The sequence below is a fragment of the Abyssibacter profundi genome (genome assembly GCF_003151135.1).
Classification (GTDB): Bacteria; Pseudomonadota; Gammaproteobacteria; order Nevskiales; family OUC007; genus Abyssibacter; species Abyssibacter profundi.
This window is the reverse complement of the sequence record NZ_QEQK01000005.1, coordinates 393,034-406,482: the sequence shown is the minus strand read 5'-3', so window position 1 is coordinate 406,482 and position 13,449 is coordinate 393,034. Positions and strand designations below refer to the sequence as shown.

General features: G+C 62.9%; 14 protein-coding genes. 6 read left to right on the top strand and 8 right to left on the bottom strand.

Annotated features, from left to right (window positions below; translation table 11 throughout):
• Window positions 1-568: 568 nt before the first annotated feature.
• The 3 genes from DEH80_RS07650 to DEH80_RS07640 all read right to left on the bottom strand — a co-directional run bounded on the left by DEH80_RS07650 (window position 569) and on the right by DEH80_RS07640 (window position 2,359).
• On the bottom strand, window positions 569-829 hold the full coding sequence (locus tag DEH80_RS07650) for a HigA family addiction module antitoxin (protein ID WP_109719870.1): 261 nt from the start codon (window positions 827-829) through the stop codon (window positions 569-571).
• Between the two features lie 14 nt (window positions 830-843).
• Window positions 844-1,125 (bottom strand): type II toxin-antitoxin system RelE/ParE family toxin, encoded by a 282-nt coding sequence (locus tag DEH80_RS07645; RefSeq protein ID WP_109719869.1) that lies wholly within the window; start codon window positions 1,123-1,125, stop codon window positions 844-846.
• Between the two features lie 223 nt (window positions 1,126-1,348).
• Entirely contained in the window at window positions 1,349-2,359 is a 1,011-nt protein-coding gene (locus DEH80_RS07640) for an LpxL/LpxP family acyltransferase (RefSeq protein ID WP_279323119.1), read from the bottom strand.
• A gap of 236 nt (window positions 2,360-2,595) precedes the next feature.
• Here DEH80_RS07640 and DEH80_RS07635 point away from each other — a divergent pair, with 236 nt between their 5' ends.
• Entirely contained in the window at window positions 2,596-3,522 is a 927-nt protein-coding gene (locus tag DEH80_RS07635; RefSeq protein ID WP_109719867.1) for a M14 family metallopeptidase, read from the top strand.
• 149 nt (window positions 3,523-3,671) lie between these two features.
• Here DEH80_RS07635 and DEH80_RS07630 read toward each other — a convergent pair whose 3' ends face one another.
• A complete protein-coding gene (locus DEH80_RS07630) occupies window positions 3,672-4,370 on the bottom strand; it encodes a UPF0149 family protein (RefSeq protein ID WP_109719866.1) in 699 nt (232 codons plus the stop codon).
• 218 nt (window positions 4,371-4,588) lie between these two features.
• On the opposite strand from DEH80_RS07630, the gene DEH80_RS07625 reads away from it, so the two are divergent.
• On the top strand, window positions 4,589-5,098 hold the full coding sequence (locus DEH80_RS07625) for a Panacea domain-containing protein (RefSeq protein WP_109719865.1): 510 nt from the start codon (window positions 4,589-4,591) through the stop codon (window positions 5,096-5,098).
• Window positions 5,099-5,144: 46 nt separating this feature from the next.
• Here the strand turns inward: DEH80_RS07625 and DEH80_RS07620 are convergent, their stop codons facing one another.
• Together DEH80_RS07620 and DEH80_RS07615 are read right to left on the bottom strand one after the other, a co-directional pair.
• On the bottom strand, window positions 5,145-5,792 hold the full coding sequence (locus DEH80_RS07620) for a response regulator (RefSeq protein WP_109719864.1): 648 nt from the start codon (window positions 5,790-5,792) through the stop codon (window positions 5,145-5,147).
• Window positions 5,789-6,928: a sensor histidine kinase gene (locus DEH80_RS07615; RefSeq protein WP_109719863.1), complete on the bottom strand. Its 1,140-nt coding sequence runs from the start codon at window positions 6,926-6,928 to the stop codon at window positions 5,789-5,791. The genes DEH80_RS07620 and DEH80_RS07615 overlap by 4 nt, the downstream gene beginning before the upstream one ends.
• A gap of 132 nt (window positions 6,929-7,060) precedes the next feature.
• On the opposite strand from DEH80_RS07615, the gene DEH80_RS07610 reads away from it, so the two are divergent.
• Window positions 7,061-7,846, top strand: coding sequence for a hypothetical protein (locus tag DEH80_RS07610; RefSeq protein ID WP_109719862.1), 786 nt, complete (start codon window positions 7,061-7,063; stop codon window positions 7,844-7,846).
• A 111-nt stretch (window positions 7,847-7,957) separates the two neighbouring features.
• Here the strand turns inward: DEH80_RS07610 and DEH80_RS07605 are convergent, their stop codons facing one another.
• The gene (locus DEH80_RS07605) at window positions 7,958-8,731 is read right to left on the bottom strand and encodes an SDR family NAD(P)-dependent oxidoreductase (protein WP_109719861.1); all 774 of its coding nucleotides are present in this window, start codon (window positions 8,729-8,731) and stop codon (window positions 7,958-7,960) included.
• A gap of 223 nt (window positions 8,732-8,954) precedes the next feature.
• On the opposite strand from DEH80_RS07605, the gene DEH80_RS07600 reads away from it, so the two are divergent.
• Window positions 8,955-10,358 (top strand): hypothetical protein, encoded by a 1,404-nt coding sequence (locus DEH80_RS07600; RefSeq protein ID WP_133249156.1) that lies wholly within the window; start codon window positions 8,955-8,957, stop codon window positions 10,356-10,358.
• 76 nt (window positions 10,359-10,434) lie between these two features.
• On the opposite strand, the gene DEH80_RS07595 is transcribed toward DEH80_RS07600, so the two are convergent.
• On the bottom strand, window positions 10,435-11,649 hold the full coding sequence (locus DEH80_RS07595; RefSeq protein WP_109719859.1) for a hypothetical protein: 1,215 nt from the start codon (window positions 11,647-11,649) through the stop codon (window positions 10,435-10,437).
• A 174-nt stretch (window positions 11,650-11,823) separates the two neighbouring features.
• Here DEH80_RS07595 and DEH80_RS07590 point away from each other — a divergent pair, with 174 nt between their 5' ends.
• Window positions 11,824-12,612, top strand: a complete 789-nt coding sequence (locus DEH80_RS07590; protein WP_133249155.1) for a hypothetical protein — start codon at window positions 11,824-11,826, stop codon at window positions 12,610-12,612.
• A gap of 286 nt (window positions 12,613-12,898) precedes the next feature.
• Window positions 12,899-13,297 (top strand): DUF2237 family protein, encoded by a 399-nt coding sequence (locus DEH80_RS07585; RefSeq protein WP_109719857.1) that lies wholly within the window; start codon window positions 12,899-12,901, stop codon window positions 13,295-13,297.
• The last annotated feature ends 152 nt before the right edge of the window (window positions 13,298-13,449 follow it).

The window sequence follows — 13,449 nt, the reverse complement described above, 5'->3', positions numbered from 1 at the left end:
AGCTTCTGCAATACTCTCGTGGCGTGCATGGCGAGCCTCGCTTCTTGTCGGAAACGAGGAAAAAACTCGTCGTGCACGCGCTGTTTTCACCGCAAGCTACACCTCAAGCGGTTGATTACGCAAGGAAAGATGTGGGGAACCCTCAGGGTCAAAGCCCTCTCAAGCAAGAATCACAGTAGGCCTGGGTTTCCTGCACTTGCAGCAGGGCGTTTGGTTTGGGTTACATCCGCCGCGTTGGTCGCTGTGCCAATCAGCGTGTGCACTAGTGTTATGACCCAGTGCAAGCCCGGATCAGGCCTTGCATTGCAACAGGCGACTACACGATGAAACAGGTCGCCGACCATTGCGGGGTTCACTATGCGGCGGTTAGTCGTGCTGTTCGACGCTGTGAATTAGCGTGAGGGTGTCATTTTGCGAGAACTGCCCCATCTCCCAGCTCGAACAGGTAGCTTGAACTAGATCTCGTTCGCACACTCGCGACCTTTTTCAGAAGAAACGCCGTCAGAGTGTTAGCCACGAGGCTCATTAATCGAGCATTTCGGCGTAGACACATCCAGTCACGGATTGCTCAAGCGGCCAACGACCGGTGAACTTCTTCGAGATCAAAGTCCGCTTGCAACCCCATCCAGAACTTCTCACTGGTTTCGAAGTAGCGAGCCAACCGCACCGCAGTGTCGGCCGTCACACCGCGCTTACCGAGCACGATCTCGTTGATCCGCCGCGGGGGCACACCGATCTCACGGGCCAGCTTGCTTTGACTCAGGCCCGCCGGCTCGAGGAATTCTTCCAGCAGAATTTCGCCAGGATGCACGTTGGGCAGTTTGTCCATTCGTCGCTCCGCGCTCAGTGATAATCCACGATCTCGACCTGCTCGGCATTGGCATCTCGCCACACGAAGCAGATACGCCACTGGCGATTGATGCGAATGCTGTGCTGCCCCTTGCGCTCGCCCTTCAAGGCTTCCAGGCGATTCGCTGGCGGCACGCGCAGGTCATTCAGATCAACCGCGTTGTTCAACATCCGCAGCTTGCGCCTGGCAACGGATTGCATCTCGGGCGGCAAGCGCTTGGATCTCACGCCCCGCCAAATCGATTCCGTCTCAGCGCACCGAAAGCTACGGATCATGAATCGACCATAACGCGACGCGTTACGTAACGCAATCCGTTATGACTTCCGGACACCGAACGCGAAAGCAACCGTGTGAATCCGGATGGTCGAGCGCTATCCGGATACGGTTGAACGGCTGGCAGCAATCTGAGCGACAACATGCTGCCTGACCGCTTGGACAGGTTGTCACCCGAGGTCAGCACATTGCGGCGACCCCGAGTGCCGACGACGCCCCTAGCCCCTAGTAAATCGACGCCTCGCCCGGCGGGCGGGTTTTAAACCGTCGATGCAGCCAGAGGTACTGCGCCGGGTCGCGACGAATTTCTTCTTCCATCATGGCGTTGAGGATGGTGGCGTTTTGCACGTCATCATCGGATGGAAATTCATCGGGAATCTCCCGGAAGCGCAGGCGGTAGTGGCCGTCGTGGTCATCTCGCCATTGCGAGAGGAACAGCGGCGTCGCGCCGGATTCGCGCGTGAGCCAGCCGAGTGTTTTGAGCGTCGCGGTCTGCACCCCGAAGAACGGCGCGAAGACGCTGTGCTTGGCACCCAGGTCTTGATCGAAGGCATACCAGGCCAGGTTGCCGGCTTGCAGGTAAGCGATGAGCGCATGCAGCTCGCGCTTGGAGAAGGCATCGTGCCGGTACGGTGCGCGGCGATTCTCGATGACGCGATCCAGCAGCTTGTTGCGGTTGGGCCGGTACATATAGGCCACCGGGTGAATCGCATCGACCAGTGGCAGCGCGAAATCGAGAATTGAAAAGTGCCCGCCGTACAGCAGCACACCCTTACCCCGGTCCAACCCGGCCTGAAGCAACTCCAGGCCATCGATGCGTAGGTCCCGCCGGTAACGGGTCATGTCGCCAAACCAGCTGCGCGTGCACTCGACCATGCCAATGGAGTTGGCGATAAAGGTGTCGCGGACCAGCGCATCCTGCTCTTCGGGAGAGCGCTCTGGAAAACAGGCGCGGATGTTGGCGTTGGCCATCTTCCGGCGACTGCCGCCCACGGCGTAACCCAGCTTGCCCAGCCATCGCCCGACGCGCTGTTGGGCTGCATGCGGCAGGTGCCCCAGCAGCCACATGAATCCGAGCAACAACCACGCCCCCCAATAGCGCGGGTGCAGGGACTCTAAAAGGGTGATCTGGGGGCGTGGCTTTCTCAAACTGCCGACTATCCAAGCGATAGGAAGGGGGCAAGAGTCTACTGACTTCTCGCCGGCCCGGGCCAATCGGCGCGGGCGCAGCCGCATCGAGGCCAGAAGTTCACCCATGTACGGTTCGCCAGCCGGCCTGCTGAGATCGACGCCGTGCTGACGATCACACCCCTGCAGCGGCGGATCCCAAAGACAGCTCCGTCGCGCCACGAAAGCTCATAGTGGCGTAGGGCTTGAAGCCCGCCCCGAGCCGCAACGCCTTGCCAGACTGCATCAGCAGATACCGCGCAGTAGACTCCGCCCGACCATCCGCTCATTGGCCCGACCCCACCATGTCTAATCACAGCTCGCCCTACCCCATCGGCACCCCCGGCAAACCCTGGCGCGAGTCCGAAGTCAGCGAATGGAGCCGGCAGCAGACCGTCCAACGCAGCTATGCGGACGATGTGCAGTCAGTCGTGGAGCAACTGGCCAAGCGCTTCGACCACATCCAATACGGCCGACTGGCGGTTGATCCGGCGCGCTACCCGCTGCACGCGCTGCGCAGCCAGGACTGGAACGACACGCTGCCCACGATGCTCGTGACCGGCGGCGTCCATGGTTATGAGACCAGCGGGGTGCTGGGGGCACTGCGGTTTCTCGAAGAGGCGGCCGCGGCCTACGACGGCCGGGCCAATCTGCTGGTGGCGCCCTGCGTTAGCCCCTGGGGATACGAGCGCATCCAGCGTTGGAACCATGCCGCTGTCGATCCGAACCGCTCGTTCTGCGACAACAGCCCGTCGCAGGAGGCCGCCGCCCTGTGGGCGCTGGTGCGGCCGCTACGGGCCCGCATCGTCATGCACATCGACTTGCATGAGACCACGGACACGGACGAAACCGAGTTCAGGCCCGCCCTGGCCGCCCGCGACGGCAAACCCTTCGAGCCTGGCGAAATTCCGGACGGGTTTTATCTGGTCGACGACACCGAGCGGCCGCAGCCGGCGTTCCAGAACGCCGTGATTCAAGCCGTGGCGGCGGTTACGCATATCGCCGAGGCCGATGCACAGGGCGAAATCATCGGCTCACCGATGGTCGCCCCCGGCGTGATTCGCTACCCGCTTGGCGCGCTGCAGCTCTGCGCCGGCATGACGGATGCGCGCTACCGAACCACCACCGAGGTCTACCCCGACAGCCCGCGCACCGATGCGGAAGCCTGCATCCGGGCCCAGGTGGCGGCCGTGACCGCGGCAATCGATTTTGCGCTGGCGGCCTCGGCGTAAGCCCGCCGCGTCGTCGCCTGGTCAGCTGAGGACCGCCTCCCCACGGCGCGGTGCTCGCGATGAGCGACGGGAAACACTGATCTATTCTCGCGCCTTGCCTGGCCTGTTTGCAGGCAGCAACTGGGCGGCGCGAATAGATCAGTGTTTCCCTAGTGCAGGCAACAATGCTTGTATTTGCGCCCACTGCCGCATGGGCAAGGCGCATTGCGGCCGACCTTAGGCGCTTCGCGCACGGCGGTCTCGACGGGCGAGTGACCCGGTGCTCTGCGTGCCAGCCAGTAGGCGTGGATGGACCGTGCGCAGTCGGGAATCTGCGCGGCCATGAGGTCGAGGTCCGGGTCGTCCAGGTCGGCGGTGATCTCATCGTCTAGCTCCGCGCCAAACACCAGGATAGGCAGCAGCGCCAGTGCGAATTCGTCGTCCCCGGTGTCCCAGCCCTCATCCAGATCCAGCGCGCGGACGTAGCCCGCACACCAGGGCAAGACAAACGGCTGGTCCAGCTCCTCGAACTCATCGAAGATCGGATCAAAGCTGTCGGGCGCTTGCATGAGCGTCCCCGCAATCCCGTTCATGTGCCGCATGATCAGCTCCAGCACGTGTTGTGCATCGGCCTGGTCATCCGGTTGCAAGTCGTGCCCCGCGGCCATCGCAGGCAACCAGATTGACGGCAGGACGGTATTGGGTCCGCTGACGATTGCAGTCAGAAAGCCGTCTAGCTCACTCAGGCTACAAACCCCTGGGTCCACATCTTCGCCCTGCTCCGCGACAATCCGTTCGGCACGCGCCTCCAGCCAGGCATCCAACTCGTGCATTTCCGTATCGGAGAGCGGCTGTCTGGGGTCGGTCATGTGCAGGTGTTCCAGCGGGCGGGGGTACCTGCCGATTGTTTCGTCTACGGGCCGGTACAGCAACCGGGGGGGTCATGCGTGCCGCGCGGCGTCACCGACTGGCTCGCATTTTGCTGCACGTCCCTCACAACAAACCGCCCTGCACAACCGAGACAGGGTGACAGGGGTGCGATTACCGTAAGGGGCTGAAGCCCGTTCGGGTTGCGAGCGAGGAAGCGATGTTCGACGTCACCATTATTGAGCGGGCCCTGCGGGATCGTGCCAGCGATTCCGAGCGCGAGATCAGCCAGGAGCACATGGCGCTGCTGCTGTACTGGGCCTATGGCTGGACATTGGCCAATCGCGGCAGCCGATTGTTTGACGGTGGCATCGTGGCCAGCGAGATCGGCCCGATGCCCCGACAGTGGACGGAGCGGCCGCGCCCACCCATTGCCGGCCGTCGCAAGACCGAAGCCGCGTCGGTCACGTGGATTGTCGAGTCAACCTGGGTGTCACTGGCGCGGGTCCAGCGCCCCGTACTGCTCAGCATGACCACCGGCGAAGGCTCGGCCTGGCGGACGGTCATGGACCGACACCTGGGGGATGTCACCGACTTTCCGGTCATAGACGACAGCCTGATCCTGACGGAATTCGGCCGCAGAATTCGCCGTAGCTTTGATGCCCGCTCTCGAACAACCCGCGCACACCTAACCACCCGCCGAAGCCCCAGCCCTGACCTCGAACGCTAGGGAAACACTGATCTACTCGCACCACCAAGACGGGGCCGGTGTTTCCCTAGATCAGGTTGAGTTCGATCGCTTTGAGCACCGCGCGCGTGCGGTCGCGTACGCCGAGCTTTGCCAGGATGTGCGAGACATGATTCTTGACCGTGCCGTCCGACTTGCTCAGCGCCTGGGCGATCTCCTTGTTGCTGTAGCCGCCGGCCATCAGGCGTAGCACTTCGGTTTCGCGTGCGGTAAGCGGCTCGGGCATGTCGCTGGCCGCGAAGCCACCTTCCGGTTGCCGGGCCAGGCCTCGTAGCAACGCCTCGGTGATCGCGGGCTGGATCATGGTCTGGCCGGCCGTCACCGATTCGATGGCAAGAATCAGGTTGTCCAGCGACACGTCCTTGAGCAGGTAACCCTTGGCTCCGGCGCGGATGCCGGCCAGGACCTGTTCGTGGTCATCGAAGGTGGTGAGGATGATGACAGGCACCGACTCGCCGGCGGCGGCCAGCGCCGCCGTGGCCTGAGCGCCATCCATGCGCGGCATACGCATGTCCATGAGCAGGACATCGGGCCGGGCCTCGGTCACGACCCGCAGTGCCTGGTCACCGTCATCCGCCTCGGCGACCACGGTCACGCGGTCAGATAATTCCAACAGCCCGCGAATGCCCTGGCGCACCAGCGTTTGGTCGTCGATCAGTGCTACACGAATACTCATGCGGCCGGCTCGGCCGTTGGAATCCGCGCCTGCAGCCTCAGCGCCTGCCCGCTCAGATCGACCTGCAGCTCGCCCCCCAGCCGGTGCAACCGCTCACGCATGCCTTGCAGCCCGTGACCCTCGACCACGCGACCGGGGCACAACCCGTCGTCCCGAATCTCCAGGTGCAGTGCATCATCCCCTCGCCAGAGCCGAATCCAGCTCTGCTTGGCCTGTGCATGGCGCAGCGTATTGGTCAGTGCCTCCTGCACACAGCGCAACAGGGCCTCGGCCACTTCAACACGATCGATGGCGAGATCCGGGGCGATGTCCAGATCAATGGCGAGTTGCGGCACCTGATCCACCAGCAGACGTATCGCCTGATCAAAATCCACCCGGCTGTTGCCACGCAGGGTACTGACTGCCTCGCGCACATCGGATAACAGCAACCGGGCCAGCGCGCGGGACTCGGCAATCTTGTCGGCCGCCGGGCCGTCGGCCAGGCGTTCGGCTATCTGCAGATTGATGGATAACGCGGTGAGATGGTGGCCCAGCAGATCATGCAGATCGCGGGCGATACGCGTGCGTTCGCTCTGCCGCGACGCTTCGGACAGCAGATGCTGTGTGGCCAGCAACTCGCGGTTGAGAAACTGCGCCTCATCCCGGGCACGGGAAGCCTCCTCGGCGCTGCGCGAGGTCAGCAGCGCGAACAGGTGAAACGTGCCGTAGAGCACGGCGGTGATCAGGGCGCTGGTGACCGATTCCTCCCAGGCCAGCCGCATCACGCTGTACCAGGCCCCCACCATCCCGAGCAAGAGCCACCACAACATCCGCGGCGGGTACAGGCTGCAGGCCACCGCCAACCAGACGATGGTGTAAATGGGCATGAAACTCACCGGTGCCACCCAGCCGGCGGCCAGAACAGCCGCCCCGCCCAGCGCATGCAGGGCCTGGCGGCGCCGCAGCCGGATGTGACGATCGAGACAGGCCAGCAGGGTGGTCACCAGATTGATGACCGCCAACGCGCTAAAGGCCGGGACCTGGACACCCAGCGCCGCATTGATATGGGCCAGGTACAGGACAAACCCGGTGACCACGACCCAGGTCACCACGGCAGCCCCGATTTGCAGCGATACCAGAGGGTCTTCGTTGGTCATGACGCGATTGTGTCTCCTGCGATGCGCGCAGCGCCATAGGCCAAAAGTCACGCGTCAAAGTCATGACCGCCGGCACTCACGCCGGCAGCCCGGCCTCTCTACGCTGTGTCGCATCCCACGAAGGAGTCGATCATGCCTCTGATCCACACGCTGCTGGTCTACACGCACATCTTGTTCGGCGCGGTGGCGCTGGTCCTATTCTGGCTGCCGGTTGCTGCCAAAAAAGGCAGCCGGCTGCACCGCCTGGTCGGCCGTTACTACGCCTGGGCCATGTATGCGGTGGCCTTGTCGGCGCTACTCAGCTGCCTGCTCGTGCTGATCGACCCCGTGGGTATTCGCCGACCCGGCCTGACCCTGAATGCCGAAACCGCGGCGAATGTGGCGCGCGGCGCCCGCATGGGCGGGTTGTTCCTGCTGATGCTGGCGGTGCTCACCTTCGCGAGCGTGCGCCATGGCCTGCTCGCATTGCGGGAACGGCAACAACCTGGCGTGCTGCGCAGCACTGCGCATCGTGGCCTGCTGGTGGCGCTCGGCGTGCTGGGTCTGGTGGTCACCGGAATCGGCCTGAACTTCGCCAACGTACTGCTGCAGATCTTCGGCGGCATCTCCGTGGTGGTGTCGATCAGCATGTTGCGCGAGACCCGACCACAACGACTGACGGCCACCCAACGCACCATCGCACACCTAGGCGGCCTGATCGGGTCTGGCATCGGCGCCCACACCGCATTCTTTGCCTTCGGCGGGGCACGCTTCTTCGCCGATCTGCTCCCGGGCCAATGGCAAACCTTGGCCTGGGTGATCGCACCAGCAATTGGCACCGTGGCCATCATCCGTCTGAACCGGCGCTACCGCCGGGCCGAACAAACTGCCCCTGTCGTGGGTCAGCACCTGGGTCGCTCCCGCCCCACGTCACCCTAGTCAGGGCAGCTGGGTCACGGCGCCTCGGGCGGCACGGGGAAGCTGGCGAACGGCGCGCGTCATCGACCCAGGCCGCTCAAAAGAACGGCGGCACGACCGGCCGCCACCACCCTAGAACTTCAAACGTCCCGCCACACTGGCCGAAGGCCCCGGCAGCAGCGTATTGCCCAAGCCAGCGGCGACCGCGTAGGGCGGTGCAATGCGAGCCGGGCGATTCTTGACCGCCTTGACCATCCAGCTGCCCGCTTTCTTGGTGCTCATGCCCGGCATGGACTTGTAGTGCTCGGTCGGGGCACTCATGGCGGTATGCACCAAGGGGTAATGCAGCCCCGTGAACGCAACGCCCTGGCTGCGCAGTTCCGCATCCATGCCCTGGGCTGCCGCCCCCAGCGCTGACTTGCTGGCGGTATAGGCCGAGAAATACGCCGCCGGCATCAACGTGCCCCAGGTCAGCACATTGATCACATGGCCATCGCCCGCTTCCAGCATCGGTGGCAGCACATGGTGAATGAGTCGCAACGGTGCGAAATAGTTGATCTGCATGCAGCGGTCGTAGTCATGCAGTCGTTCCAGCGACTGGGTGGCCGAACGCCGTATGGAGCGCCCAGCATTGTTGATCAGCACGTCGATCTTGCCGTGAGTCGCGTGAATCGAGGTCATCAACGTATCAACCGCGGCGGCATCGGTGAGATCGATCGGAAAAGCGGACGCCTTACCGCCAGCTGCCGTGATGTCCGTGACCACCGCATCGAGTTCTTCCGCGCGCCGAGCCATGAGCAAGACCTCCGCGCCTCGCTCCGCAAGCTGGATGGCACCTGCACGCCCAATGCCACTGGAGGCTCCTGTAATCAGGATCTTACGACCAGAAATTCTGTCTTTGCTCATAAATAACGAGGCGAATCGTTCGCCGGCGAGGAGTGGATCGCATGGATTCTGGCATTCATTGATGACCCGGACGAACTCATGCGATTCGAACACGGCCCCGACCAGCAGGTCTTTGCGCGGTCCTAGCTATTCACTGTAGGTGAGTCACGTAACTCGCCGCCCCTTGCGCCGAAGCGCACGCGGCCGGACTATGCTCACGTCACCTTTTTTACAGAAGTAAAAGATGCCTGAGCATCGCTCGCTCCTGCCTATTGTCTTCGCCGCCAACTTGGCTGCGCTCTTGTTAGCCGGTTGTGGCAGCGGATCCGACTCGCGCTCCTCTGGTTCCGAACGGCCCATCATCAATGCACCCCCTACTTTGGTCATCAGAACCGTTCGCGATGACGACCGCCTGACGCCCGTCAACGGCGTGGACGTTGTACTCCATGGGGCAGACGGCGTTTCTGTGGAGCAGATGGTGGAAAGCGATGCGAACGGGGTCGCGGATTTAGGAGAGGTTGACCGGGATCGCGTCACCGTTACCACTATCAACGGTGCGTTTCGATTCACGCAGGTCGACGTTGCGGTGAGAGAGCACATTGTAAGGGTCGCCCCAGCTGAGAACAGCCAACCCGTCCCAGGGGCACGTTGTGAAGGTTATCGTGAAGTCGCACTCACCTCGCAGACCAACGATGGTGAGCATATTCTCGCTTATCCCGTTTTCTCCAGCCAAGTCGTTAAAGACGACGAATCGGTTGAGTTTCAACCGTACGGCATATGCGGAAATCAAAAGAACAATGAGGGCAGCGTTCCCATCTATATCCGAGATGGCTACGTCAACACTGGGCCGCCTGATCAACCATTCTATGCTCAGGCCACGGGCTCGCTCTATGGATTCGCCGAAATCCCATTCCCGAGTGATGGCGATTTGATCGTAATTAACCGCGACAGGGCGTTTTCTGGCCTGCCGTGGACTGCGAGCGAGCCCATCAGTTTTATCGAACTGATCGGGTACGACCACGCAAACCGGTACTTTCCTTTGGGCGGGGGCGGTACCGGTGCAGCAGGACTCGCGCGCTCCGGAACCGCGGTGCTTGCGGACCAAGTCATCCTTCCGACCTATCTACTCGCAGGCCATGGCGGCGAAAGTTCTGTTGCAGTGGAGAGCGACGACTACGAGAGCTTTCTCACTCGCACGACCTATGCCCGACAGCTTTCGAACCGGTTCCCGCAACCGCTTCACCTGGAGATGCCGCCACTCGCAATCGAGAATGTGGAGCATGACCAAGCTTCAAGAGAGTTGATATTCACAGGTGACTTAACTGCGGCCGGCCCCTTGGCACGGGTCGCGGTCGATCTCTTTGACGAGAACTATTCGAACTATCGGCGCTGGATTCTTTATTTTCCAAGTACTCAAAACGTGCTACGAATCCCCTCAATCCCGTCTGAGATCAGCTCGACAGACTTCGAAACGCCGAATTGGGTCTCGGATGCCTTGTCCTTTCACGCCTCTATCCGGGCCGACGGCGCGAGTCCCAGCTACGATCACGGCATCTCGCTGCGCTTTGGTGAGCAACCGCTACACAGCCGGCGGAGCCACATCGTGGTTGAGTACTGGCGTGAAAACATCCCGCCTCCCGAGTGGTGAACTCGCTGCCTGAATACGCCCGGGCAGGCTGATCACTCAACAGTCGCCCGCTCGCTTCTCTTCGGGCCGGTGGTGTTCAGTCCATCATCTGATCGACCAGTTGCTCGAATCCCTCTACGGTGATGTCGCCGTCAATCGTGGCCAGTTCGCGCACCACATCGTCCAGGCTATGCCGCCCCCGGCTGCGCTCGCGAATCTCGGCGTCGATCGCTCGCAGCCGACCAACCGCCTTCGCGGTAATCGGCCCGTGCGAACGCTCGACATCGAGTGATTCGACGTCCTTGCCCCACTCGGCCAATTCTTCATGAGCGTTCTCGTAGCGCTCGGTGCTGAGCGTACCCGATCGGTGCAACACCTCCAGCGAGTAGTACTCGGCCAGTCCCTCGACAATCCAATCTGCCTTCGGCCCGCTGCGAGCGCTCATGGCCACATGCACCAACTCATGGATGAGCGTGCTGGTGCCGTTGCCGCTAATCATCGGGCGGTCGGCATGTAGATACAGCGAGTTGGGGGCCGACAACGCGCCACGCCACATCGGGTCGTCGGCGCTCACGATGAGCAGCCGGTCAGGAAAGTCGGGGAACAGCGACTGCATGGTGGGCAGGGTCCAGCGCAGAAACGCGATCATGTCCATGCGTTTGACCCCCTGATCCACCGGCGCAGCGACCGTCACCTTGGTGCCGCCAATGGTCTCCCTGCGGGTACCAATCCGGCCCATCACCAACCAGCCCGTCGGCCGGTCGATCAGCCGATCCGGGTCATCAACCTTGTAGCGCCCACTGGTATAGCGTGGGTAGCGGGTGGCGATGGACCAGCCGTCGGGCAGGTGGACTTCCAGCTTGGCTCGGGACTGGGTGCCATCCCTGAAATCGGTGCGCACCGGAGGCACGAGATCGTCGGCCCGGAACAGCGCCCAATCTTCGGTGATGTAGCCGTCGTAACGCCCATTGCTGCGCCGGCTTTCGATCTTCACGTCGTATTGGATCCAGGCATCGTCATCGGGCGGCGTCCAAAGCAGCTCATCGCCTTCGCGTACCAGCTCACCGCTGTGGAGAAAATTCTCATGGCGCTCAGGATCAACGTAGAACCGCATCCAGTTCACCCAGTCCGGGTGACTGGAGATTCGGAGCTTGACCGTGGCAATGCCCGGGTCCGGCTTGATCCAGGCGGTATAGAACAGGGTGAATGCGGGGCGTTCCTGGCTCGGTGCGGCGGAGTCAGCCTGACGAGGCAGCATGTAGCAGCCTGCCACACCCGTGATGAACACCAGCAGTAATAGAAATGAACGCATGTGTCGTGGGAGCGGGCTAGACCCGCCGCCTGTCGATTGGGTCCGGAACCATATCAACGAATCCGGTCTGCGACTCAGAGGCCCGGCGCACGCCACATGGTGGTCGCACGCCCTCCAGTTCTGCAGTGTGTTCACGGCGCCAATACCCAGCCATGCGGTATAAGCAAGCTCCACATGACTCGGTTGATGGCCTTGAAGCGGATCTTGTTGCTCGTGGTGACAGCTTGGGTGCTCTCCGGTTGCGCGGCTCAAACACTCACGGTTCCCACCCCACAGGGCGTCTCCACGCAGAACTGGGCCGCACCCGCTGTCGAGGGTCACGGCGACTTTTCGCGGCTGATGAAACGACCGCTGACCATCGGCGACTACAGCACGGATCAACTGGTCTATTCGCTCTGGGCCACGGCGCCGACCCGGTCGCGAACCACGCTGGGTGATCCCGACCAGGGTCTGTCAGGCGGCACGGAGACAGTCCGCAACGACTCTGCCTATCGCTTTGTGCTGAACCAGGGCGGCGCGCCACTGGCCCGCATCCAATGCCGACAGGTTCTCGATATCAGCGGCGTTTTTATCGCCCACGCCGAGGACGCCACCGAACGCTTTGAGGTCAGCGCCAACGACCACTACGTGGGCGAGCTGGTCTGCGAGTCGACCGCCATCGCCCCTCACTGGCAGCCCTGGCGACTGCACGTGGCCGCGCGGGACGGCCGACCTTATTTCGGCGTACTGCGGCTGGCTGAACGCAGTTATTCGGTCATCGGAACCCAGGCCAGTCAGTCGTTTGAACTGGGCGAAACCACTGGCTTTTATCTGCGGTTTGGCGAGCAAACCCGGGCGCTGGTGCAACGCATCAACGGCGGCGCGCTGCGCCTGCACCCCGGACTGGACCTGCCCGAACAAAGGGCACTGGTCGCCGCTGCCATGGCCTTGCTACTCGCCAACGATCCGGTCACGGCCGAGTAGCCAGTGGACCCGGGTCCGCGAGGCATCGACCGGGGCGAGGCGCATCTCCATGCAGGGCAGCACCACTAGACAACCGCCAGCAGATCCGACAGCTGCGGCGCGTTGAGGCGCAACTCCGTGACGAGCAGCGCCTGGAAGCGCGGGCCGCGCGTCATGCAGCGCAGGTCTCCGGCGCATTCGAGCACCTCTGACCCCGCGCATGCCGTTGCAATCGACGCTCGCTTGCAGCCCGGGGCGCGATCAGGTCTGCTCGGTCTGGTCGACTCGATCACACAAGGAGCCTTGCATGGCCCTGGATGCCACACCCGGACGACCCGACGGCCCACGCAATGTGTTTGGCGAACCGCTGGCCGATTGCAGCCATGCCCCCAAGACCGGCTTTTTCCGCGACGGATGCTGCAGGGGCGATCCGCGCGATCCCGGACGCCACGTCGTCTGCGCCCGGGTTACCGAGGCGTTTCTCGAATTCTCCGCCAGCCGCGGCAACGACTTGCGAACCGCCAGGCCCGAGTTCGGGTTTCCTGGTCTCAAGCCGGGCGATCAGTGGTGTCTGTGCGCGGCCCGCTGGCAGGAGGCCCTGGAGGCTGGCTGCCCGCCGCGGGTGGTGCTCGCGGCCACGGACGCCCTGGCACTGCAGACCTGCACATTGGCAGACCTGAAGGCACACGCCGTCGATTTGTCCTAGTCGCCAGACCGCGCTGTACAACCCTGTGTGCCTACGCGCTCGGCACCGGGGCCTTCCCCGATCGGCCGTCCATACGAGGCGACAGCCGAGGGCCGCGATTGGCACCGAGGCGACAAGCGCCAGCCGCTCTGCCCCGTTTGCGTGCGACAACA

Coding starts and splice junctions, on each gene's coding strand:
- DEH80_RS07595 (WP_109719859.1), bottom strand. CDS start 11,649: ATGCGTTCATTTCTATTACTGCTGGTGTTCATCACGGGTGTGGCAGGC.
- DEH80_RS07640 (WP_279323119.1), bottom strand. CDS start 2,359: ATGCGGCTGCGCCCGCGCCGATTGGCCCGGGCCGGCGAGAAGTCAGTA.
- DEH80_RS07585 (WP_109719857.1), top strand. CDS start 12,899: ATGGCCCTGGATGCCACACCCGGACGACCCGACGGCCCACGCAATGTG.
- DEH80_RS07605 (WP_109719861.1), bottom strand. CDS start 8,731: ATGAGCAAAGACAGAATTTCTGGTCGTAAGATCCTGATTACAGGAGCC.
- DEH80_RS07615 (WP_109719863.1), bottom strand. CDS start 6,928: ATGACCAACGAAGACCCTCTGGTATCGCTGCAAATCGGGGCTGCCGTG.
- DEH80_RS07625 (WP_109719865.1), top strand. CDS start 4,589: ATGTTCGACGTCACCATTATTGAGCGGGCCCTGCGGGATCGTGCCAGC.
- DEH80_RS07600 (WP_133249156.1), top strand. CDS start 8,955: ATGCCTGAGCATCGCTCGCTCCTGCCTATTGTCTTCGCCGCCAACTTG.
- DEH80_RS07630 (WP_109719866.1), bottom strand. CDS start 4,370: ATGACCGACCCCAGACAGCCGCTCTCCGATACGGAAATGCACGAGTTG.
- DEH80_RS07610 (WP_109719862.1), top strand. CDS start 7,061: ATGCCTCTGATCCACACGCTGCTGGTCTACACGCACATCTTGTTCGGC.
- DEH80_RS07645 (WP_109719869.1), bottom strand. CDS start 1,125: ATGATCCGTAGCTTTCGGTGCGCTGAGACGGAATCGATTTGGCGGGGC.
- DEH80_RS07590 (WP_133249155.1), top strand. CDS start 11,824: ATGACTCGGTTGATGGCCTTGAAGCGGATCTTGTTGCTCGTGGTGACA.
- DEH80_RS07635 (WP_109719867.1), top strand. CDS start 2,596: ATGTCTAATCACAGCTCGCCCTACCCCATCGGCACCCCCGGCAAACCC.
- DEH80_RS07620 (WP_109719864.1), bottom strand. CDS start 5,792: ATGAGTATTCGTGTAGCACTGATCGACGACCAAACGCTGGTGCGCCAG.
- DEH80_RS07650 (WP_109719870.1), bottom strand. CDS start 829: ATGGACAAACTGCCCAACGTGCATCCTGGCGAAATTCTGCTGGAAGAA.